General features: G+C 66.4%; 12 protein-coding genes. 6 read left to right on the top strand and 6 right to left on the bottom strand.

Features of this window, described 5'->3' with window-relative positions; all coding sequences use genetic code 11:
* Positions 1–12 precede the first annotated feature (12 nt).
* A complete protein-coding gene (gene pglX / locus FXF68_RS38025; RefSeq protein ID WP_246179180.1) occupies positions 13–3,525 on the bottom strand; it encodes a BREX-2 system adenine-specific DNA-methyltransferase PglX in 3,513 nt (1,170 codons plus the stop codon).
* Between the two features lie 226 nt (positions 3,526–3,751).
* Between pglX (FXF68_RS38025) and FXF68_RS38020 the strand changes: the two genes are divergently transcribed.
* The gene (locus tag FXF68_RS38020) at positions 3,752–4,006 is read left to right on the top strand and encodes a hypothetical protein (RefSeq protein ID WP_148767666.1); all 255 of its coding nucleotides are present in this window, start codon (positions 3,752–3,754) and stop codon (positions 4,004–4,006) included.
* 86 nt (positions 4,007–4,092) lie between these two features.
* Here FXF68_RS38020 and FXF68_RS38015 read toward each other — a convergent pair whose 3' ends face one another.
* Together FXF68_RS38015 and FXF68_RS38010 are read right to left on the bottom strand one after the other, a co-directional pair.
* The gene (locus FXF68_RS38015; RefSeq protein ID WP_148767665.1) at positions 4,093–4,656 is read right to left on the bottom strand and encodes a hypothetical protein; all 564 of its coding nucleotides are present in this window, start codon (positions 4,654–4,656) and stop codon (positions 4,093–4,095) included.
* Positions 4,653–5,135 carry an ATP-binding protein gene (locus FXF68_RS38010; RefSeq protein WP_246179167.1) on the bottom strand — a complete coding sequence of 161 codons (483 nt, stop codon included), beginning with the start codon at positions 5,133–5,135 and terminating at the stop codon, positions 4,653–4,655. Before FXF68_RS38010 ends, FXF68_RS38015 begins: the two co-directional genes overlap by 4 nt.
* A 1,235-nt stretch (positions 5,136–6,370) precedes the next feature.
* Between FXF68_RS38010 and FXF68_RS38005 the strand changes: the two genes are divergently transcribed.
* The 3 genes from FXF68_RS38005 (at position 6,371) to FXF68_RS37995 (ending at position 8,976) form a co-directional block, all read left to right on the top strand.
* On the top strand, positions 6,371–7,855 hold the full coding sequence (locus FXF68_RS38005) for a helix-turn-helix domain-containing protein (RefSeq protein ID WP_148767664.1): 1,485 nt from the start codon (positions 6,371–6,373) through the stop codon (positions 7,853–7,855).
* Between the two features lie 552 nt (positions 7,856–8,407).
* The gene (locus FXF68_RS44590) at positions 8,408–8,608 is read left to right on the top strand and encodes a DUF397 domain-containing protein (RefSeq protein WP_187438319.1); all 201 of its coding nucleotides are present in this window, start codon (positions 8,408–8,410) and stop codon (positions 8,606–8,608) included.
* Between the two features lie 158 nt (positions 8,609–8,766).
* A complete protein-coding gene (locus FXF68_RS37995; RefSeq protein WP_148767801.1) occupies positions 8,767–8,976 on the top strand; it encodes a DUF397 domain-containing protein in 210 nt (69 codons plus the stop codon).
* Here the strand turns inward: FXF68_RS37995 and pglX (FXF68_RS37990) are convergent.
* Complete coding sequence (gene pglX, locus FXF68_RS37990; RefSeq protein ID WP_148767663.1) at positions 8,973–12,572, bottom strand: BREX-2 system adenine-specific DNA-methyltransferase PglX; 3,600 nt, start codon at positions 12,570–12,572, stop codon at positions 8,973–8,975. The genes FXF68_RS37995 and pglX (FXF68_RS37990) overlap by 4 nt on opposite strands.
* On the bottom strand, positions 12,569–16,846 hold the full coding sequence (gene pglW, locus FXF68_RS37985) for a BREX system serine/threonine kinase PglW (RefSeq protein ID WP_148767662.1): 4,278 nt from the start codon (positions 16,844–16,846) through the stop codon (positions 12,569–12,571). The genes pglX (FXF68_RS37990) and pglW overlap by 4 nt, the downstream gene beginning before the upstream one ends.
* Before the next feature lie 193 nt (positions 16,847–17,039).
* Between pglW and FXF68_RS37980 the strand changes: the two genes are divergently transcribed.
* Complete coding sequence (locus FXF68_RS37980) at positions 17,040–18,833, top strand: GmrSD restriction endonuclease domain-containing protein (protein ID WP_222870285.1); 1,794 nt, start codon at positions 17,040–17,042, stop codon at positions 18,831–18,833.
* A complete protein-coding gene (locus FXF68_RS37975; protein WP_148767661.1) occupies positions 18,830–19,798 on the top strand; it encodes a CBS domain-containing protein in 969 nt (322 codons plus the stop codon). The genes FXF68_RS37980 and FXF68_RS37975 overlap by 4 nt, the downstream gene beginning before the upstream one ends.
* Here the strand turns inward: FXF68_RS37975 and FXF68_RS37970 are convergent.
* Positions 19,788–21,362, bottom strand: a complete 1,575-nt coding sequence (locus FXF68_RS37970; protein WP_148767660.1) for a (2,3-dihydroxybenzoyl)adenylate synthase — start codon at positions 21,360–21,362, stop codon at positions 19,788–19,790. The two genes, FXF68_RS37975 and FXF68_RS37970, sit on opposite strands and share 11 nt — an antisense overlap.
* Between the last annotated feature and the right edge of the window lie 2 nt (positions 21,363–21,364).

The following is a 21,364-nucleotide window of genomic DNA, read 5'->3' as shown; positions in this document are numbered from 1 at the left end:
CAAGTATCCCGCCTAACGCACCTTCCGCGGCCGCCCTCTTCTTGGCGGCTCCGGCCGCCAGTCCTGAAGGTCCGCCATGGACACGCCATGCACCGTCAGGACGTCCTCAAGGTATGCGGTGTAGGCGTCTGCCGGGCTCATACCGAAAGTCGGGTCCACCTCACCGGACCAGCGGCGAACCCAGGGCAGCAACTCTGCCAAACCGGCGAGCAGAGGCACCAGCCGCTCGGCGCCCCACCCGTCCCGCACACCGCGTTCCTCGATCAGGAGGACCAGGGCTTGGGCTCTGTCCTTGTGGCTCCATCCGGCCCAGCCGAGCAGCAGCGATGGATCGCCTTCGGGGCTCACCGCCGGATAGGAGATGAAGCGCTCCTTCGGTATGTCGGATTTCCCGCGCTGCCGCCAATAGGCGGGGCGGACGAAATCAGCCGACGTGTATTTGGGCGGCAGCGGGATCTCATCGCGGAGCTTCTCGGCGCGGGCGGTGTCTCCCGCTGCCCTCGCCATGTCCTCGCGGTCCTGCATTGCCCATACCTGCTGCCACTCGGCGAACTTTCGCAGCCCGGATCCCTTCAAGCGCATTTGCGCCAGGAACGGCACGCTGGTGTCCGCGACGAGTACGCTCACGACCTCGTCGAGGTCCGCGTCCGGTGCGTACAAGGATGCGACAGCCAGCACATCCGGGTCTTGACGCAGGCGGTCCACGAGGCGGTGAACCGTTTGCGGAACGGGCTGCTCCATACCCAGGTCGTCGACGCCGGTCCAGAGCTCGCGGCGAGCACAGCGGTCGAGGAGCCATTCTCGGAGGGCGTTGCGCTGACGCGCCTCCCATGCGGGCGTCACCCATCGGCGTTTGTACTCCGGGCGCTCCAGGACGGCAAGATCTCCGCGCGCCTCGATCGCCTGTATGCGCCTTTCCACAACACGGCGGTATGTCGTCGGCCAATGGCTCGGTATCTCAACGGTAGATGCCATTCCGTCCTGCCCGAACCAAGACGTCTCTTCCCGGTTCTCGTCCATCTTCCTGGCCAGCACTATCTCGAAGGCGCGCTCCCCCGGCCGGATCTCCGGAATGTCTCCGTCCACCGAAGTCAGGCCGTCCCGTTCGCTCACCAGGCCGTAGCGCGCGTAGACGGTCCAGTCGAGTTCTTCCTGCAGCGCGACCATGCGATGCCGCATGGACTCCCATTGATCCCGTGCGTCAGCCAAGGTTTCCGCGTACAGAAATCCTCTGGCCAGTATGCGATCCGGCTCTAGCTCTTCGAGGTATGCGGCACTATCCGCCAATTCAGCGAAATGCTCCAGGTGGAGCATTTCCGGCACAGGGAGCCCTCGTAGCTGGGTGGACGTGAACTCGTAGGCATCGGCCCACGATTCACCGACCGCCTTGTTGCTGGTCCGCGTGGCACCCTTGCTCGTAGAATACTGCTTAAGCCAGAAACAAACGGCGGAGCTGTTGAGCAATGCGAGCAGCTCGAAATGATCATACTCCGTGGCCGACTTAGGCAGTTTCACGACCGGAGCAGAATGCAGGGGCAGCTCATTCTCACGAAGCAGCGCAAAGTGATTGTGAGTGGCCACCCATGAAAAGACGATAGACCAGGGGTGAGCACCCCTGTCATCGGCACGATGGTTCCATTCGAACCACGGCCGTCCGCGCTGGAAGAAGGTCGCGCCAAAGGCGGTACGCCGTCCGAGCATCGTCCGGTAGGGCCAGAGCCGGCGCCAGACCGGTGGTCTCGTCTCCATGGGCAGGCGCTCGTCCGCCGCGTCCGCGCGCGGCAGTGCCCAGCCCTCCCGTTCGGCGCGCCAGTCCCGGACACCGGAGCCCGTGATCACCGGCGTCGCTCCCCCGGGTTCCCTCCCTGTCGCCGTGAACTCCCAGTGAGGAACGACGAAGACGTCATCGGCGCCGGTCACCGCCACATAGCCGATCCGGTCGACCAGGTCTTTGAGCCTGGTGGCCGCCGCCTCGATGGACGCCAGCAATTCGGCCGTCCGGCCACCTGACAGCTGCCACGGGTGGGTGGTCAGCCGTGCTCTCGGCAGGTCGATGGTCTCGACCCAGGCGTTCCTCTTGCCCGGATGCTCGATCAGCTCGACGATCGACCGCCACACCCTGCCCGCGTCCGACCCGGCGGGCGTTTCGGGCTCGGACCGCAGCCCCACGACGGCCCGTACTGGCGCACTGTCCGAGACACGTCCAGGGCGGCCCACCAGGATCACGGTGGGAACGCCATGTCCGGGAATGTAGGCGCCCGACGAATCAATGACATGTGACAACGTCACTCGTCGCGCGAAGAAATCCTCGATGAGCCGCCGCCCGAACTCCCGCTTCATGAAGGCATTGGCAGAGAGGTATCCGACGTAGCCTGGCCCGTCCTTAGCCTTAGGTGTGCGCGCCAGCTCGAAGAACCGTTCCGAGAACGGAACCGTGAGCGAATAGCTCCCGGTGCAGGAGGTGTAGCGCCGTCGGTAGAGGTCGCTGAGGGCCCGGTCCTTGACCGTCAGGTAGGGCGGCTGCCCGACGACGACGTGGTAGCTCCCGGCCGGTGGCAGGACGCCGCCACCGAAGGAGCCATCGAGTAGGGAGTCGCCGACCACGATGTGGAAAGGCCACTTCCGCGCACGCACCTCGGCCAGCCGGTCGAGGCCGCCCGCGCGCATCGCCGCGATCAGCAGCCGGAACCGGCTGAGCAACACGGCCACGGGGCTGACGTCCACGCCGTGCACCGACGCGAGGGCGGCCCGGACGCTCTCGCCGACCGGCGCGCCGGGCTCCTTCAGGCGCCGCGCCTCGAAGATCCGCTGGAACGCCTCCGCGAGGAAGCTCCCCTGCCCGCAGACAGGGTCGATCATTCGCAGCTCGTCCAGCCCGAACGTCTCGAGGGCCGGCTTCAGCGTCAGGTCGAGGATCAGGTCCACGACGTAGGGCGCCGTGAGCATGAGCGCGTAGGTCTTCTTGGCGTGCTCCGATACGTCCTGGTAAAGGGCCGTGACGAAGGTCAGGTCGCGGTCCGGGCCGGAGAAGTCGAAGACCAGCTCCCCTTCCCGGTCTCGCCTGCGCCAGTGTCCGATGAGCGACTTCGCCGCGTCATGAGAGGGGCCGAACGGGAGCAGGTGGTCGCGGACGGCCAGCACGCCACCGGACGCCTCCTCCAGTTCCTTGAATCCGGCCAGCAGCCAGTCCCGGTGCGTCGATTCCGGTCGAGTACTGAAGAAATCGGCTTGCCGCCGCTCTGCCTGGTCGGCCCGCCCGTCCCAGCCTGTGATGTACGGCTGCTCGATCAGGTCGTTGTCCTCGCAGTAGCGCAGCAAGACGGATCCCACGACCCAGGCCATGGCCGTGTCTGCGATCCGGGCGTCCAGCCACGTCTCGTAGGGCATGGCGGTACGTCCGATCGCCCGCGCCCGCTCCCACGCACTTCTTTCTTCCGTAAGGTCCGCGCGATCTCGGGCCGCCTGCAGATCGTCTTCCAGCAGCCGCACGAGCCCGCGAGCCTCGGCCAGGAGCGACGGAAGCATGCTCACGGTGACGTCTCCTGCGGGTTCATGGGGCGTGCCGCCGCCCCAGCCGGGCGACCTCCGTACGCAAGTTAGCGGCTCTCCGGCGCCCGCACGGCCCCGGGGGACCTCCATCCCGAAAAATATCCTTCCCGTGTAGTAGCAATGCCTTGCCCGTGTATCGAGCCTCCGCTACCGTTTTACACGCCATCCCCCGCAACCACTCCTCTGGACACCTGGAGACTTCATGCCTCACGTAGCCATCGCCATGGCGCTGATCATGGCGATGCTTCCGCTGCCGCGGCTCGCTTCGCCCGGCGGTCCGCATCCGCTGCTCGACCACTGCGAGTCGGTGCTGCGGCGGATGCCCGGCGTCATCGACGCGCTCAACACGGTCAATGGCCGCCTGCGGCGCGTTCGCGTGCGCGTCGTGCTGATCCTGATCATCTCCATCGTCGTCACGCGGCTCCCCGAGCTGTGGAACGGCACGCTCGTGCCCTAGCCGCGCCATGGCCCGGTCCCGCTCGACGACGGTCGAGAGCGGGGCCGGCCGCCGGGCCCGAGGCGGTGTCCGGCCGACCGGCGCCTTCAGCGGGTGGCGCGTTTGTAGGTGTGGTACTCGGCGGTAAGGGTGTCGGTGTCGTAGGCGGGCCACAAGGTGAGCGCGCCGGTGTCGCGGTCGATGATGAGGACACCGTCGGGGACGCCCGCGCGGGCGGCGGGGCGGGCGATGAAGCCGTCGTCGAACGGCTCGACGTCGAGCAGGACGGTGCGGCCGGACGTCCTGGTGTACCAGGCGTCGGCGCGGCGCCAGGCTTCGGGACGGTCGACCGGGTCGTCCCTCAGCCCGTAGGCGGCGAGGACGTCGGAGATGCCGCGGACCGTCCGGCAGCCGCCGATGCCGCAGGCCGCGCAGGCGAGGTTGTCGCGGGCGTCCGGCTTGTAGCGGTGGACGTTCAGGACGGCGGTGAGCGCCGCGGACGTTCCCAGCGTCAGCGTCCGCGCGGCACGCACGAACGACGCGCTCGACGGGTCGAGGGCGCCGGTGCCTGCCTCGACGAGCTGGTCGAGGGCGTACGGGTCGGTCCGCATGGCGGCGGTCATGGCGGACCGCACCCGGGCGACGGTCCACGAGCGCAGGTCGGCGCTCACGCCGCCGCACCCAGGGCCGTGCCGAAAAGGGCGGTCACAGTGCGGGCCCGGTCGTTGCCGAACCAGCCCCAGCCCGAGGCCATGAGGGAAACGGTCCGCAGCCCGCGCCCGCACTCGGCGTCGTCAGGGACCTCGGTGACGACGGGCTCGGACAGGGCGCCCTCGTCGGTGACGGCGACGGCGACAGCGCCGTCCCACCGGGTGATCTCCACGGTGAACGTGCCACCGGGCTGTCCCGACTTGGTGTGCCGGAGCGCGTTGACAACGAGTTCGTCGACGGCGAGGAGCACCTCGTCGAGATGCGGGCAGCCGGCCAGGAGCGTCGCGGTGAAGCGGCGGGCGGCGCTGGCCTGGACGGGTTCGCCGGGAAAGGCGCGCAGCCAGCGCTGCGCATCGGGGGCCGCCGACATCAGCGGCATAGCGGGGAACATCGCGTACCTCACCAGAAGGGTCGATCGGCTGTCGGTCTCGGCATTCATCGTCACAGCGGGTACCGGCTCGTGAGCGGAAATTCAGACGGCCGGCCGGGATTCGCACGACCACGCCGTGAACGTTCAGAAACGGAACGCTCGGGAATGGCGGGCAAGATGCGGCGAATGTTCCTGATCCGACGATGCCAAGCGACCTAGATATCACCTCCAACCCGCAAAATCCGGGCGTCCTGGTTATCCGCGCGGGGTTCGTCCGCAGCGTCCCCCGGGCGTATTCCGGACGGCACCGGGCACGCCGCTGCGGGCACGCCGGTTCTCCAGCCGCGCGGCGATGCCCCCGGCGTCGCCCGTGATTGGCGGAGACGATGGCCCGGTGGAGTTCGGCGTGCTCGTCGCCGCCCAGTTCCCTGAGGGTGGCCGCGTAGCGCACGCTGATCGTGCGGTGGAAGTCCTGGAGGGCCGCGATGTAGTCGTCACGGCCGGTTCCAGCGGCCGGGCCGGCGGGACAGGGGTCCGGCCTCCCGGTGACGTCCCCGAAGGCCAGCCGGTCGATGCCGCGGTCTGGACGGGTGATGCCGCAACGCTCGGCGGTCGACCGCGCCACCGCGGTGGCCTCCCGGTCCGTCGCCCCCTCCATGATGATGCCGAGGTTGCGGGTCGACCGGGCGGTGGGCTCGTCCCGGGCCGAGCGGGGCTCGCCATCGGGGCCGCGGACGTTGATGCCCTACTGGACGCGGGCGATGTCCGCACCGGCGAGCCGGTACCGGCGGAACGTGGCGAAACGCAGGCTGTCGTGCGCGTAGGCGCGCAGCAGGTCGAGCGCCACCAGAGCGGCGGGTGGCTGGTGGCACCCGTCAGATCGCCGTATGCCGTGGCGATCGCGATCATCTGGAGGTGGCGGTAGCCCTGCCTCGGCGGGTGGAAGCCGCCCCATCGGGGGCCCGTGACCGCGTGGACGCCGACCAGCACCCTGCCGGGCGGCAGGAGCCTGGTGATCCCTGGTCTCCGTAACGGTCGGTGAGGACGTCCAGGCCGGTCCTGAAGACGTCCGCGTCGACCCAGGGCATCCGGAGGACCGCGGGGAGCGCGGCGAAGACCAGGTCAGGGTACTCGGCCTGGACGCCCGGCCCGCGCGACGCGGTGAGGCGCTCCATGATCCGTATCCGTTCGGCGGCATTGCCGGTGATCCGTTCCCGTGGTCCGACAAGGGACGAGCGGTTCATCCTTGTTCTCCTTTCGCGGTCTCCCCAGTGAGCCGCGGAGAGCGATCGGAGGGACAGCGAATGTGCGCGCCCGGTAAGCGGCCTTGCGTCCTGCGCAAGTCGATCTTTCTCGCCTTTTCACCCGACGCGGCCGTCATTTACCGTGGGTGCGATATCGTGCAGTCACAGGGGATCATGATGGACGATGCATCCGTGCTCGCGAGACTGCGGCGTGCCGCCGCGTCCGGGGATCACGCGGCCGTGCTGCGCCTCGCGCGGCAGGCTCATCGGCTGACCCAGGCGGAGCTCGCCCGGAAATGCGGCTATTCCGCGGCGACCATCTCACGATTCGAAACCGGACGGCGGCGCCTGACCGATACGTCGACGTTGCGAGCCCTCGCGAGAGCGCTCGACATACCGCCGGGCTTGTTCGGTCTCGCCCCGCCCGCGCCGATTGGCTTGTCATACGGGTCGTCCGCGTCCAGTGTGACTAATGTGGTGCGCCTCATTGATGTCGATAACGAGGACGGTGACGGCGACGTGCGCAGACGCGAAATGCTGGTGAGCATGGGCGGGCTGAGCGGTCTGGCGATCGCGGGAACCGCCCTCAGTCCCGACGGGGTGAGGACGCGTTTGGAGGCGGGGCTGGCCGGGGACACCGGCGCGCCGCCGCTTCCGCTGCCCGAATTGCAGAGACGGCTCAGCGGGGCGTGGAAGGCGTTCACCGCAGCGCGCTACACGGCCGTGAGCGAGCATGTGCCGGGCATGATCAGTTCGGCCACCGCCGGACGCGACGCGTCGGCCGGGCTCGGCCGCGTGAAGTACACGGCGTTTCTGGCGGACGTCTACGCCATGGCCTGCGAGCTTTCCGTCAAGCAGGGGCAGGACGGTCTGGCCTGGGTGTACGGCGACCGGGCGCTGCAGGCGGCCCGCGAGACCGGCATGGCTCCCTCGATCGCCGCGGCGACCCAGTCGGCGGGCATGGCGATGCGCCGCATGGGGCACTACACGGCCGCGACCGACCTGCTCGTCCATACCGCGCTGGGTCTCGGCGCGGACAAGGGCACTGCGTCGTCCCAGGCGCTCGCGTCCTACGGGTCGCTGCTCTGCACCGCCGCCTACGCCGCGGCTCAGCATGGTGACCGTCACCAGGCCGTCGACCTGATCGAGGAGGCGGAGAGCGCGGCACGGCGCCTGAACGGGGCAGTTCTCCAAAATGGCGGGAGGCAGCGATTCTCGGCGGCGAACGTCACCGTCTACCGGATCGGCGTCCATCACGCGCTCGGCGAGGACGGGACGGCGCTGACCTATGCCGGACGCGTCCAGCAGCATAAACTGGGCACTCCCGAACGGCATGCCCGCTTCTGCATCGACCCCGCCCGCGCCTGGGAGGGGCAGGGGAAGCCCGCGCGGGCGTTCGAGGCGTTGAAAGTGGCCGAGCGGAGCACACCCGAGGAGCTCCGCAGGCCGTCCGTCCGGGCCCTGGTCGGCTCGTTGCTCCTGGCCCCCGGACCAACGCCCCGCGGCCTCCGCGAAATGGCGACCCGCGTCGGCGCGACCAGCTGATATCGCCGCCTTTCATCACTCGAAAAGCAGCAGGAATGAGGTCGGTTTCGCACACGATGTGCTTGCTCTCTGCACCCTGCTCCCCGATGCGAAGATCTCGCCAATGGCACACTGAATCCGGCACGGGGACGGACCCGAGCTCGACGGTCCAGGCTAGAGGCCACGTTCCAGCCCCCGACGACCGGTGCCGCCAGGGCCTGGACGGGGCCGCCCCTCCCCCACCTCGTTGCCGGCCCCAGCCGCAAAAGCCGAGTTCGTCAGCAAGCAGGTCAGGTTGCGACGAGGGCAATCAGGTTGAGCCAGGCAGCGCCGCCCACGCCCCGAACGGGACGCCGATCACGATGCAAAGGCCGAAGTTCCGCCGCCGGATTGCGGCGCGGTGCCTCGCCCCCTACCTCTCACCACAACACACCGCCGGTCGCACCGGACCAGCGCCCCTTGGCGGTCAAACGCGCGTCCCGGTCCGGCGGACGGCGGGCACGCCTGGTTCGGAGGTTCGGGGCCGGACGAACTGACCCAGGCCAGCGCAGAGCATGAGGCAAGGTCGGCCGTTTGTCAGGGCATATAGAAGTACCCCCCTGGCGCAAAGCAAGGCGTAGCGAAGCAGGCGCCGAATGCGTCGAAGTAGCGTTGGCCTCAGATGGTCGTACCGTAGGCGTCCGCGACTCCAAGGAGTTGGGTCTTGGCCCGATCCTGGAGTTCACACATGGGGAATGGACTGCACTCCTCAAGTCCGTCCAGTCGAGTTCCTAGGACGTCCTTGAACGCCTAGCCGCTCAGACCGACCGCTATCAACCCGGAGGCGTAGCACCGCTACAGACCTTGCGGCAATCTGTAGCGGTTACGCCATACCGACCTTTTGCCCCAACACCCAAGGCGACGAACGGCCGACATAATAGGAAGACAATCCAATAACAACGAGGTACACGCCCTGGCGCGATTCGCGACACAATGAGCCAAACGGTTCGTGCGTGCAGATGGGGCTGGCTAAAGACGGGACGATCGGCGTCCGCGGCACCAAGGTCAATGGCACAGGCCCAACCCCAGAGTTAACACGCGCCGAATGGGCATCATTCATCCACTCTGTACAGGCAAGTCGCGAGGACGTTCCCGACCGCTAGCTGCTCGCTTTTCTCCCGCCGCCGCGCTTGGGCTTCTCGGGACGCCAATTCTTGAGGTCCTCGTCCGAGATCCCGTACTCGCGCTGTTTGTCCTCCAGGTAGACGGTGTACGCATCGGCAGGACTCTGCCCGAACGCCGGATCAACCTCACCATGCCACTGCCGCACCCACGGCAGCACCTCAGCCAGGCCTGCAAGCAGCGGAGTCAACCGAGCCGCATCCCACCCGTCCTGAGTGGCCCGCTCCTCAATCAACATCATGAGCGCCTGAGCCTGCTCCCGATGGTCCCATCCAGCCCACCCAAGAAGTATCGAAGAGTCCCCATCCGGCCCACTCCCCGGGTAGGAAATGAACCGCTCCTTGGGCACATCCAACTTCCCACGATTACGCCAGTACGACGCTTTTAGAAAATCAGCCTGCGTGTACTTTGGAGGCAGTGAAATGTCGAGCTTCTTGCCAGTTCTGTCCTCTTCACGCTGCTGCTTCCAGACGTTGTCCCACTGTGCTCGCTTGCGCAAGCCAGCAGGGTCCTTATAGCGCAGCACGGCTAGGTGTGGCACATGCTCATCCTGGATCAATCCCGTGACAACCTCGGCTAGCTCTACATCCTCGCCCTCGTACAGACGAGCGACCGAAACGAAGTCCTCATCTCGCCGAAGCTGGTCAGCAAGCTGATGTGCCGTCATCACACGCGGTTGTTCGACACCTTGGTCATCGTCCACAAGCCAAAGAGAACGCCTCTCGCTCCGATCTAGCAGCCAATTTCGAAGAGCAGACTTCTTCTGCCTCTCCCAGGGCTCCGCCGCCCATCGCCGCTTGAACTCTGGCCGCTCGATCAATGCAATATCACGTCGATTTTCGATGATCTCTATACGACGCTCGACGACCCGCTTGTATTCTTCAGGCCATTCATCCGGGAGTTCAGCTACTGACATAGCCTCATGGCGATTAAACCACTGAGTAGTGGCTCGACCATCGCGAAATCCTCTGGCTATGGCAATCTCGAAGGCGCGCTCACCAAAGCGTATCTCAGGAACTCTATCGGGAGGTGCAGTCAACTCTTCCTCAAGAAGTCCGTAAAGTGAATACACCTGCCAATCCAATTCTTCCTGCTCTGCGATCATGCGCCCGCGAATGGAATGCCAACGCTTGGCCAAGTCCTCCAGGATTTCTCGGGACGGTGGTTCATCGAAGCGTCGCCATAGACTCGCACTTTCCAAAGATCGCGCCAGCTTGGCCAACTCACGCCCACGTTGCAGCGGAAGTTGTTCCGGCAATGGAAACTCAAACAGCTTGGTGGCAGTAAACTCATAGAATCGCTCCCACTCCTCACTCGCGATTCCGCCCCCGTAGCCGCCATTCCCTCTATCGTGAGCTACCTGCTTCAACCAGAAACAGGCGGTTGAGCTATTGAGAACTCCAATAACTTCAGCGTGCTCATCCTCCGTGGAGCCCGACGGAAGTTTGATCACCGGCGCAGTTCGATTAAAGACTTTCCCGCCAAAATCCAATGCAAAATGATTATGTGTTGCAACAAATGCAAAGACGATCGATAGTGCCGACTTGTGCCTTGCAGGGAAGTACATACCCAGGTCGAACCAACGCAGACCACGCTGCTCGGGAGTGTTTCCAAAATATATACGATTCTTAAGCTTTGTTCTCCATGGCCAGAAATGGCGCATCACTTTTTTGGATACATGCCTTCGTTCTCCAGACTCGCGATAAGGCATGATCGAGCAATCGAGACCCCCTATGCGATAATCACGAACATTATCGCCGACCACGATCTGAGTGCATTCTTCAAGGAAGTTCTTTCTCAAGGCGGCGCTGGCCGAGAGCACATAGACGTCATCTTCGAGCGTCAGCACCGACATGCCGATGTCAGCCTTCATGTTCTTAAGCTTATGCGGCCGAGATTCCAAGTTCGCCATCAACTGACTGGCGCCCCCGCCACTCAAACTCCATGGGTGCCGTGCCAGTTTTTCTCGAGGTAGATCCTCAACACTCACCCATTCGCTCTCGCTTCCAGGAATAGCGACCTGTTCAACTATAGCCCGCCACACGAAGGAGTTGCTTGGATCTTCCGGTTGTGAAGGTTCACCGCGAATCCCAAGGACCGCACGAACTACAGCTGCCGATCGCCCCCACTGACGTCGACCAATTAGGATTACGGTCGGAGTTCCGTGGCCGGGTATATACGCACCAGACGTATCGACCAGATACGTGAGTTCAACAGTTGGAAGATACTCCTCGACGAGCTTTCGACCAAATTCGCGCTTCATGAAGGAGTTTGCTGTGAGCTGGCCAACGAATCCCGAGCTTGAGTTACCACCCCGACCGCGACAGGTCAATTGAAAGAAACGCTCTACGAATGGCACAGAGAGTGCATATTTCCCAGAGCATGATCCGTAAGCAACTCGATAATTTTCGTTCTCTTGTTTGTCCTTCACTGTAATGTACGGAGGATTTCCGACTACAACGTGATAGCTTCCAGCTCCAAGGAGATCGACGACATTCTTGCGAACATCGTTTTCGCTGCTGATGAACTCGTAAATGTCTTCGGTCGCGTACGTGTGCGGCTCAGCTTCGGAGAGTAGGTCTTGCTGGATGCCGGGGGCGCCGCGGCCGTGGAGGAGGGAGTCGCCTGTGGCGACGATGATGGGGAAATCGGGGGCGCTTGCGAGGGTGGAGACTTCGCCAGCCTTCATTGTGGCTGCTAGGAGCCGGAAGCGGGCGATGTTGGTGGCGAAGGGGTTCTTGTCGACGCCGTGGACAGAGAGGAGGGTGCGTCGGATTAGTTCCCAGATGTTGGTGGACGCTATGGCGGGTTCAGCGTCTCGCCATTTGTTGAGGATGCGGTGGAAGGCGCCTAGGAGGAAGTGTCCGGAGCCGCAGGTGGGGTCGATCAGGCGTAGGCCGTCCAGGCCGAATTCGTCGATGGCCGGTGTGAGCGTGTAGTCGAGGATGAATTCTTCGACGAACTCTGGGGTCTGGAGTAGCGCGTACGTCTTCTTGGCGTGCTCGGAGAGGTCCTGGTAGAGGTCGCCCAGGAAGCGGGTGTCCCAGTCGGGGTCGGTGAAGTCGTGGACGGTTTCGCCGTTCTCGTCCCGGCGGCGCCAGAAGGCGAGGAGGGCCTTGGCCGCGTGGTGGGGGATTTCGATCTGCCACATGGGGTTATGGGCCTTATCAAAAAGCCCTGCGGCTACTGGGGAGCGCGACATTTCCTTGAATCCTGCGAGGATCCAGTCGCGGTCGGTGTCGTGGGGGTTCTGGCGGATGTAGTCCGCCTGGCGTTCTTGGGCGAGGTTCAGCCTGTCGTCGGGGCCGGCGAGGAAGGGCATCTCGATCAGGCCGTTGTCCTCGCAGAAACGCAAGAACACCGTCCCGAGGATCCAGGCGACAGCGGACTGTGTGACGCGGTCGTCCAGCCACGATTCGTAGGTGGCGGCGATGCGGCTCGCCGTGCGGGCCTTCTGCCATTCGCTGTAGAGACGGGCGTGGGTTTCCTTGTCGTCGACCTCGTGCTCCCGCAAGTCCTTTTCGAGGGCGCCGACCTGCTTTTTGAGGTCGGTGAGCAGCGACTTGCGGTCGATCATGAGGCTCTCCCGGGCTCTTCCTGCTCCGCGAACTGGCGGGGCAGCACGAGGCGTTCATTGCTGGTGTTCGTCGGGACGACCGTGTCGTCCAGGAGGGGGAGCTTCTTCGGGTCCGCCATCGGGCACAGCAGCCACAGGCCGTGCGGTGCCTCATGCGGGTCGCGGGCGGCGTCGGCGAGGCGGGCCAGGAGTTCGGGGCCGTCCTTGTAGCGGGCCAAGGGGGTTGCGTCGTAAAGGAGGGCCACGTGGGTGGTGTGGATGGTCTTTTCCACTTCGGCGAATGCTTCGGCGATGAGCTGGTGGAAGACGGGCGGGGCGGTCGACGGGTCGGCGTCGAGCATGGTCGTCCAGGTGGGCTTGCCACGGGCCGCGACGATCTGGCGGAGGGCGCGTGTGAACTCGGCGGTCACGTTGATCGGGGTGACGTCCTCGAATGTGGACAGGACGGGGAGCGCGAATTCGGTGTAGCGGATGCGGGTCTTGAGGGCGAGGAAACCACCGCTGTCGACGCTGGCCAGGAGCCGCTGGGTGATCTGGTCGGTGGAGGTGCGGCCGGTGGTGGACGTGCGGCCGTATCCGCCGCTGTAGGAGCGGACGGCCACGTCGAATCGCCTGTCGACGAGGTGTTTGCCGTCCTTGCTCCACTCGGCCTCGTATCCCGCCTTGCGCAGCGCCTTGAAAAGCGCGGTCGGGCTCTCGGGGAGCTTGGTCATGCGGGGGAAGCGGGCCAGGACGCGGCGGCGCAGATCGTTCGGTGTGATGCCCTTGCCGCCGAGGTATCCGGCGACCTGGGCGAGTTCGAGCGCGCGGACCGGGTCCAAGTCGATCGGGTACAGCTCCAGGCGGGCGGTGACGGCCGCGTTGGTGGACGCGGCGGCGGCGAGGGCGACGAGGGCCGTGTCCGGGAGCAGCTGCGTCCCGGAGACCACCTCGCGCAGCCTTCCCCGGACGGTGACGGCGCTGGGCAGCGGGTTCAGTCCGGCCAGTTCGTCGGCTCGCTCCCCCAGCTCCTCGGCGTAGTCGAAGAGGTCGGCGGCGTCCGGAAGGTCCGAGCCTTCGGGGGCGCGCAGGGCGACCAGCACGGTCTTGCCGCCGGGGCCGGTGCGGCGTTTGGCGAGGCGCGGCCCGTCCAGGCGTTCCTCGGTCTCGATGGCGACGCGGAGGGTGGCGCCGGCGACGGCGCGGCGGGCGGTGGGGTCGGTGAGGCCGCTGCCCCGGCGGGCGAGCAGTTCCGCCGCGAGCTGGTCTCCTTCGAGGATGCGTCCCTTCTCCGTAAGGATCGTGATGACGTCCTCGCGGAGCGGCTTGATGGCACTGTCGGCCGTCCAGCGGCGGCGGGCGGCGGCGAGCGCCTGCGAAACGTCTGTGGGTTTGACGCCCTTGTGGTCGGCGATCTCTCGCTGGGACGCCCAGGGGTCGAGCGGTGGCTTTGATCCGTCCGGGCCGGGGACGGCCAGGGCGAGGGTGACGAGCTCGGCGTCCTGGCCTTCGGACTTCGGGACGAGGCGTTCGGCGATCTCGTCGAGGCTGAGGCGCTTCAGCCTCTCCTTGGCGTCGGTGCCGGCGACGGAGACGTCCTCGGCGGCCTTCCGCTGGTCCTTGGCGACGGCGGCGACCGACTCCTTGGAGTTGAACTTCGTCCGCCAGCCGCTGGCCAGGCTCAGCAGCTCGTTGCGGGGACCGGAGCCGATCCCTAGGTGCCGCAGCCGGTGGACGCGGGCGCCCGGAACCGCCATCAGTTCCCCGACGGTGGAGACGCCGAGACCGTCGATCGCGGCGGACAGAGCGCGGGGTGACAGCCCCGCCTCGACGAGCTGTGTCGTAGGGACGGCGGTGTCGGCACGAGCCTTGCGGGCCTGTTTGACGTCCTCGGTGTCGTCGTCGGTGCTGCTGGGTGTGGTGGGCGGGGCGGTCTCGTCGAGGTCGAGGAACATGCCGCGCCAGGCGTCCCGCATCTGCTTCAGCGACGCGAACCGCTGGTCGGCGTCGCGGTGCAGCGCCTTGCGGAAGAACGCGGCGAGGGCGTCGCGGAGGCCGGCGTCAAAACGGTCTTCGGAGATCTGCGGGGTGGACTCGGCCTTGTCGATGAATTCGGCCTCGGCCATGCCGTCACCCCAGGACGGGCGTTCGGCGGCCGCCATCTCATGGAGGGTGACTGCGATGGAGTACCGCTCGGCGTGGTCGTCATAGCGGGGACGGCGGTCAGTGCCGACGAACGGGTCGCGGTAGTCAGGGGTCCCGGCCCGCACGGCGGTGTCGGGGGTGCCAGCCATGGAGAAGTCCAGCAGGACGAGGCGGCTGGTGTTGTTGGCGAGGCGGCGGATAGCGAGGTTGTCCGGCTTGATGTCGCGGTGCCGGACGCCTTCGTCCTCCAGGTAGTCGACGGCGTCGAACAGCTCGTCGCCGAACTTCTCCAGCTCGTCCGGCGACAGCCGCCCCTGACGCTTGATGTGCTCGGCGAGGGTGGCCTGCCCGGCCTGTTCGAGGACGACGACCGTCCGGTCCGCGACGTCGAACGGGCCCTCGATCAGCCCGACGATGCGTGGGCTGCGGAGCCCTCCGAGCAGCGCGGCCTCGGCGTGGAGGCGGTCGGCGGCGGCCTCGGTGAGCGCGACCTTCAGGACGCCGGTCTGCGTACCCTCGGGCGTTTCGCGTTCAGCGAGGAAGGTGCGGGACGTGGAGCCCTGGCCGAGGTTGCGCTGGACCGTCCAACCGTTGACGACGGTGCCGCGGACAGCGTCGAGGGGGTCCTGGTCGGGTTCGACGTCGGGCGCGGTGAGGTCCTCCTCGATCAGGTCGAGGTACTCCAGGAAGTCCTTCACCGAGTCGAACCGCTTGAAGACTTCGAGTTGGGTGGCGTTCTGGACGACGTCGTCCATCTGCGGGGTGATGGACTCGTCGACCGCGGATGGTGTGAGGCAGTGCTCCTCGGTGAGGCGGCGGGCGAGCGCGCCGCGTCCGTCGGCTGGCGCGGCGCCCGTCATGATCAGATAGGCGAGGGCGCCGAGCCCGAAGATGTCGAGCGGGACGCTCTCTGCCTCGGCGCGTCCGAACTCCGGTGCCAGGTATGCCTCGGCGGATCGTTCGATGTGCCCGGCGGCGGTGGCGACGTCTCCAGCGAGAGTGGAGGTGCGTCCGGGGGGCGCGTCGACAGAGCCGCCGCCGGGGCGAGCTGCGGCCTGCCAGTCGACGATCTTCAGGGTCGGGCGGTAGCCAGCGCCGCGGAACGCGACGTAGACGCTGCGCGCGGCGAGAGCGCGGTGGTACAGGTGGCGGCGGTGCGCGTGCGCGACTGCCTCGGCGAGCTGGCGGATCATGGCGAGGCGGGTCTCGACGTCCAGGCCGTCGCCGTATTGGGCCATGTAGTGGTCGAGCCGCAGCCATTCGGGGCGGTGCGGGAACACGATCGCGGGGCCCGCGTCGTGGTCGTCGCTGAACTGCTCCGCCTTGACGATCCCCGGATGGTCGATGCCCTGGAGCACCAGGTACTCGCGGCGGGCGGCGCGGCGCGTCGACTCCTGCGCCTCGCGGGACGCGCGCAGCTCCGACAGGTACAGCCGGACGCGCCTGTGGTCGCCTTCGAGGGCGGTGTTCTCGGCGAGATAGTCCTCCCAGGTGGGGCCCGCGTCCATGGCCTTTGGCTCTAGCCGCCAAGTGCCGACCGTCCGGTGCTTGCGATAGCCCTGGATGCCGATGGCGTCCATCAGCTCGGGCATCTTGCGGGAGAACGTCACCTCGGTTCGGGATGACCCGGCGGAGTAGCTGCTCTCGAGAAGGTCCTCCCAGATGGCGGGGAGCCCGTTGTCGTGGCCGCGTGCATAGACGCCGGGGAGCTGGGCCTCGTCCAACTCCGACATCAACGTCGGGTCTGAGAGGAAGACCGCCGCTTTGATGTACGGAACGCGCAAGCCGCGGGCAGGGTTCCTGCGCAGTGCCCACTGAAGCTGTTCCTTCAACTCCACGGCTTTGCGATTGGCCAGGTGGAGCGGGTTTTCAATCGTGCTGACGCGGCCGTGGTGGTGGAACATCCACGTGGCGCCAGAGTTCACCAGGCGGCCCTGATGGCTCTTGATCTCTACTAGGCAGAGCCCGGACGGGGTGACCATCAGCAGGTCGACCTCGCGGACGTGGCCGGACTTGGCGGTGAAGCTGAACGTCGTCCAGGCACGGTAGGGCTCGGTGGACGGCATGCGCTGCCTAAGGAAGTCGAGTGCGTCCTGCTCCCATGGAAACTCGGAGCGCGACCCCCACCAGCGGTTACCACCCGTCGCCATCAGCTGCTATCCCCCGTTCACGTTCTGCGTGGACAGGATAGGAGGAGGCGCCGACGGTCCGCAGCCCGGTCAGGATCACAAAGCGGAAAACCTTGCCACATGCGGCCCGTTACTGGCCGTTCACCCGTCAGGGCCGTGTTGACAGGGTTACTCTCCCCGCATAACTCGACACAGCACCCGGAGGAGTGGCGGCGTGCCCTTCGAAACACCCCCATACCTGCTCAGCGAGCTCGTCGCGATGGTCGATGACGGGCGGATCCAGCTGCCCGACTTCCAGCGCCCCTGGAAGTGGGACGACGAGCGGATCATGGCGCTGCTAGCCACCATCACCAGGCACTATCCGATGGGCGTCATGATGGCATTGGAGACTGGGGGGCCTGGCACGCGGTTCAAGCCGCGCCCGCTGGCCGGTGCGCCTGCCGGTCATGTTGAGCCGACGCTTCTGCTCATGGATGGGCAGCAGCGCCTCACGTCCCTCTACCAGGCGCTTCATTCGGATGCGCCGGTGGAGACGATGGACCCGCGGAAGAAGAAGCTAAAGCGCTGGTACTACATCGACATCGCGAAGGCCATCGACGACGACGTGGACCGCGAGGATGCGATCCTCTCCGTCCCCGAAGACCGCATTCTCCGCGAGGACTTCGGCAGGGGCGTCACCTACGACCTCAGCACATCGGAGAACGAGGCGATGGCCGGTATGTTCCCGTTGCGGCTGATACTGGACTCGTCCGGTACCCAGCAATGGATGCGTGAATACGTGAACATCACCGGCCGCAACTGGGATGTGTGGGACCTGTTCACGTCGAAGGTGGTGAACAACGCCCGCCAGTACATGGTCCCCGTAATCAAGCTTACCCAGGATACTCCGAAGGAGGCCGTCTGCACGGTCTTCGAGAAAGTCAACACGGGAGGTGTTCCGCTGACCGTGTTCGAGCTGATGACTGCCTCCTATGCAGTGGACGACTTCCAGCTCCACGAGGATTGGGACCGGATCTGGAACGAGTTGGAGAGCGACACTATGCTGGTCGCTCCGCGAGCGGGGCTGGGCAACACCGACTTCCTGCAGACCATCACTCTCGTCTCTACCTACTTCAAGCGGAGGGGGCGTGCGGCGTGCAAGCGCAAAGACATCCTTGAGCTGCCGCTGTCCGAATACCAGGAGTGGTCGCCCCGTGTGCTCGGTGCCTATCACTGGACCGCGCAGTTCCTGCGGCGGCAGTGCGTCTTCGACGTCTCCGACATCCCGTACATGACGCAGCTCGTCGCGCTGGCGGCGATCCGGGCCGTTCTCGGTGAGGAGACCGATTCGGAGGAAGCGTACGCGAAGGTCACCCGCTGGTTCTGGTGCGGTGTGTTCGGCGAGCAGTACGGCGGGTCTCCCGAGACGCGGCTGCCCCGGGACCTGGAGCAGGTCGTCGACTGGGTGCGGGGCGGCGAGGAGCCCGCCTCCGTCGGTGAGGCCATCTTCCGAGAAGCGCGCCTGGACACCATGCGCAGCCGGAACAGCGCCGCCTACAAGGGCATGTACGCGCTGCTCATGCAGCAAGGCGCCAAGGACTGGACGCACAATCGCGACCCGATCGACGAGAAGATCATGTTCGACCACCAGATCGGCCTCTACCTAATCTTCCCTAAGAGCTGGTGCGCGAAGGCCAAGATCCCCAGAGAGCGGTACGAGAGCATCGTCAACAAGACGCTCCTGGCGCATCGGACCGGGCAGCTCGTCGGGCAGCGCGCACCCAAGTCCTACTTGCGTTTGCTGGAGACCGACACCGGACTGCCCGCAAACTGGCTGGACGACATCATCGCTACGCACCTGATCGATCCGTCCGCTCTGCGAGACGAGGAATTCGACCGGTTCTACAAGGGAAGGGCCGCACAGTTGCGGAAGCTGATCGAGGCAGCGATGGGCAAGGCCGCGATCCCCGCCGCGCAGGCGCCCGAGTCCGCCGAGGACTACGAATCCGACCCGGAGCTGGTGGCATGACACTTCCTCCCGAACTGAAGGATGCGGCGGCCAACCCCGTCGAGCTGACGGTGCGGGAGCTGCTCGGGCTGTTTAGCGAACGGAACCGGGACCCGGAGATCGTCGGCCGGATCGAGGCCGAGTTGCGGGAGTCCGAGCTTGTCTGCGTCCCCGCGCTGCTGAACGGTCACCTGCACTCGCCGGTGGTCGTCCGTACCCTCGACGCCGAGGAGGAGCCGGCTGCCGACGCTCCAGAGCAGGCACCCCCCGCCGCGCTCTGTGTCGGAGATCTGCCGACCGCGCGACTGCCCGAAGGTGGCCTCGTTTGCCTCGCCCCCAGTGACAGCCTGGAGCACGCTCGCTTCGTGATGTTGGAGAACTTCTTCTCGCAACTGCCTGTGATGTCCGGGCCATACATGCTGCACGGCGTGGTGAGCTGGCAATCGATCGCCCTGGCCCACCTGCGCGGCAGGTGCGAGACGCTCACCGACGCCACCGAACCCGCCCCGGAAGTCGGTATCAAGGCCGAGCTGTTGATCACGATCCACGACATCGCTCGCCACGGCTGCGTGTTCGTTCGTGACACCGACCAGAAGGTAACCGGGCTGGTAACGGCCGCGGACCTGAGCTTGGAGTTCGGTAACCTCACCGGTCCTTTCCTCCAACTAGGAGAAATCGAGCGGCGACTACGCCGGTGCGTCGAATTAATGTGCCCTACAACGATGGACCTCCGTCAGGCGTCCGGTTACAACCGGGCTAATTCCCCCGAAGACCTCATGTTCGGGCAGATCGTTCAAGTCTTCAAGAAGCCGGACCGCTGGGAACGGCTCAATTGGGGGTTGCCCCACAGCGGGTTCGTCGGAAAACTGGACGATGTGCGGGGCATCCGCAACCAAGTGGCGCACTTTCGTCCTAGCCCGCTCACTCCAGAGGAGCGACAACGAGTGGACATCTTCGCAGGGTTGATCAAAAGCCTTATGCCGTAATTCGGGCGGTCAGGGCCTTTTTGCTGACTTTGCCCACGGGGGTGCGGGGGAACGTGTCCGTGGTTTCGAGGCGGTCGGGGAATTTGTAGGCGGCCACGCCTCGCGTTCGCAGGAAGTCCTTGATGTCGCGGAGATCGGGGGCCTTCTCGCCGTCCCGGAGGATGAGGAACGCGCAGGTGCGCTCCCCCATCATCGGGTCGGGGACGCCGACCACGGCCGCGTCGTGGATCGCGGGGTGCGCGAGCAGGTGGCCTTCGAGCTCCTCCGCCGAGATCTTGTCGCCGCCCCGGTTGATCTGGTCCTTCTCGCGCCCCTCGACGATCAGGTGGCCGGACGGCAGCCGCCGGACGAGGTCGCCCGTCCGGTAGAAGCCGTCCGGGGTGAACGAGCGGGCGTTGTGCTCGGGCGCGCGGTAGTAGCCGCGGAGCGTGTACGGGCCGCGCGTGAGCAGCTCGCCTACCTCGCCGGGCGCGACCTGCGCGCCGTCGGCGTCCACGACCCGGATCTCGTCGGCCGGTGAGAGGGGGCGGCCCTGCGTCCGTTCGACCAGGTCGCGGGGGTCGTCCAGGCGGGTGTAGTTGAGCAGGCCCTCCGCCATGCCGAAGACCTGCTGGACCTGGCAGCCGAGGACGTCCGGGACCTCGGCGGCGCGCTCGGCGGCGAACTTGGCGCCGCCGACCTGGAGGAGCCGGAGGGACGAGAGATCCTCGTCCTGCCAGGTCACCGCGTCCAGCCACAGGAGGGCGATCGGCGGGACGACCGCGCAGACCGTGGCGCGCTCGCGCTCGATGAGGGGGAACGCCTCGTCGGGCGAGCCGGACGGGGCGAGGACGACCGTCCCGCCCGTGGCGAACACGCCGAGGATGCCGGGGCAGGCGAGCGCGAAGTTGTGCGCGGCCGGGAGCACGACCAGGTAGACGGTCGACGAGGTGAAGCCGCACACCTCGGCGCTGGCCTCCAGGTTGTAGACGTAGTCGCGGTGCGTGCGCGGGATGAGCTTCGGCAGGCCCGTCGTCCCGCCGGACAGCAGGAACACGCCGACGTCGGACGGCGCGGGCGGCTCCGGCTCGGTCACCGGGTCGCCGTCGACCTTGGCAAGGGGGGTGAACTCCTCCGCGTCGCCGTCCACGACCACGTGTTCGACGGGGAGGGTGCGGGCCATGGCGCGGTAGTCGAAGTCGCCGTCGCGGTCCGCGCAGACGTAGGCGCGGGCCTCCGCCAGCTCGCACAGGTAGCGGATCTCGCTCTCGCGGTGCGCGGGCAGCGCGAGGACGGGCGCGGCGCCGATGCGGACGAGCGCGAGGAACGTCACCACGAACGCCGCGGTGTTGGGGAGCTGGACGACGACGCGGTCGCCCTTGCGGACGCCGAGGTCGAGGAACCCGGCGGCCGTGCGGGCGGCGCGGAGGTACAGCTCGGCGTAGGTGAGGCGGTCGGCGCCCGCGACCAGGGCGGTCTTGCCGGGCGCGCCGCGCAGGACGCCGCCGAGGACGCGGTCGCTCCAGTACCCCTCCGCCTCGTAGCGGGCGGCGAGGTCGGCCGGCCAGGGGGTGACGCCGTCCATGC

The sequence above is a fragment of the Actinomadura decatromicini genome, assembly GCF_008121305.1.
Classification (GTDB): domain Bacteria; phylum Actinomycetota; class Actinomycetes; order Streptosporangiales; family Streptosporangiaceae; genus Spirillospora; species Spirillospora syzygii.
The sequence above is the reverse complement of the archived record's forward strand: the minus strand, read 5'-3'. Positions and strand labels throughout refer to the sequence as shown.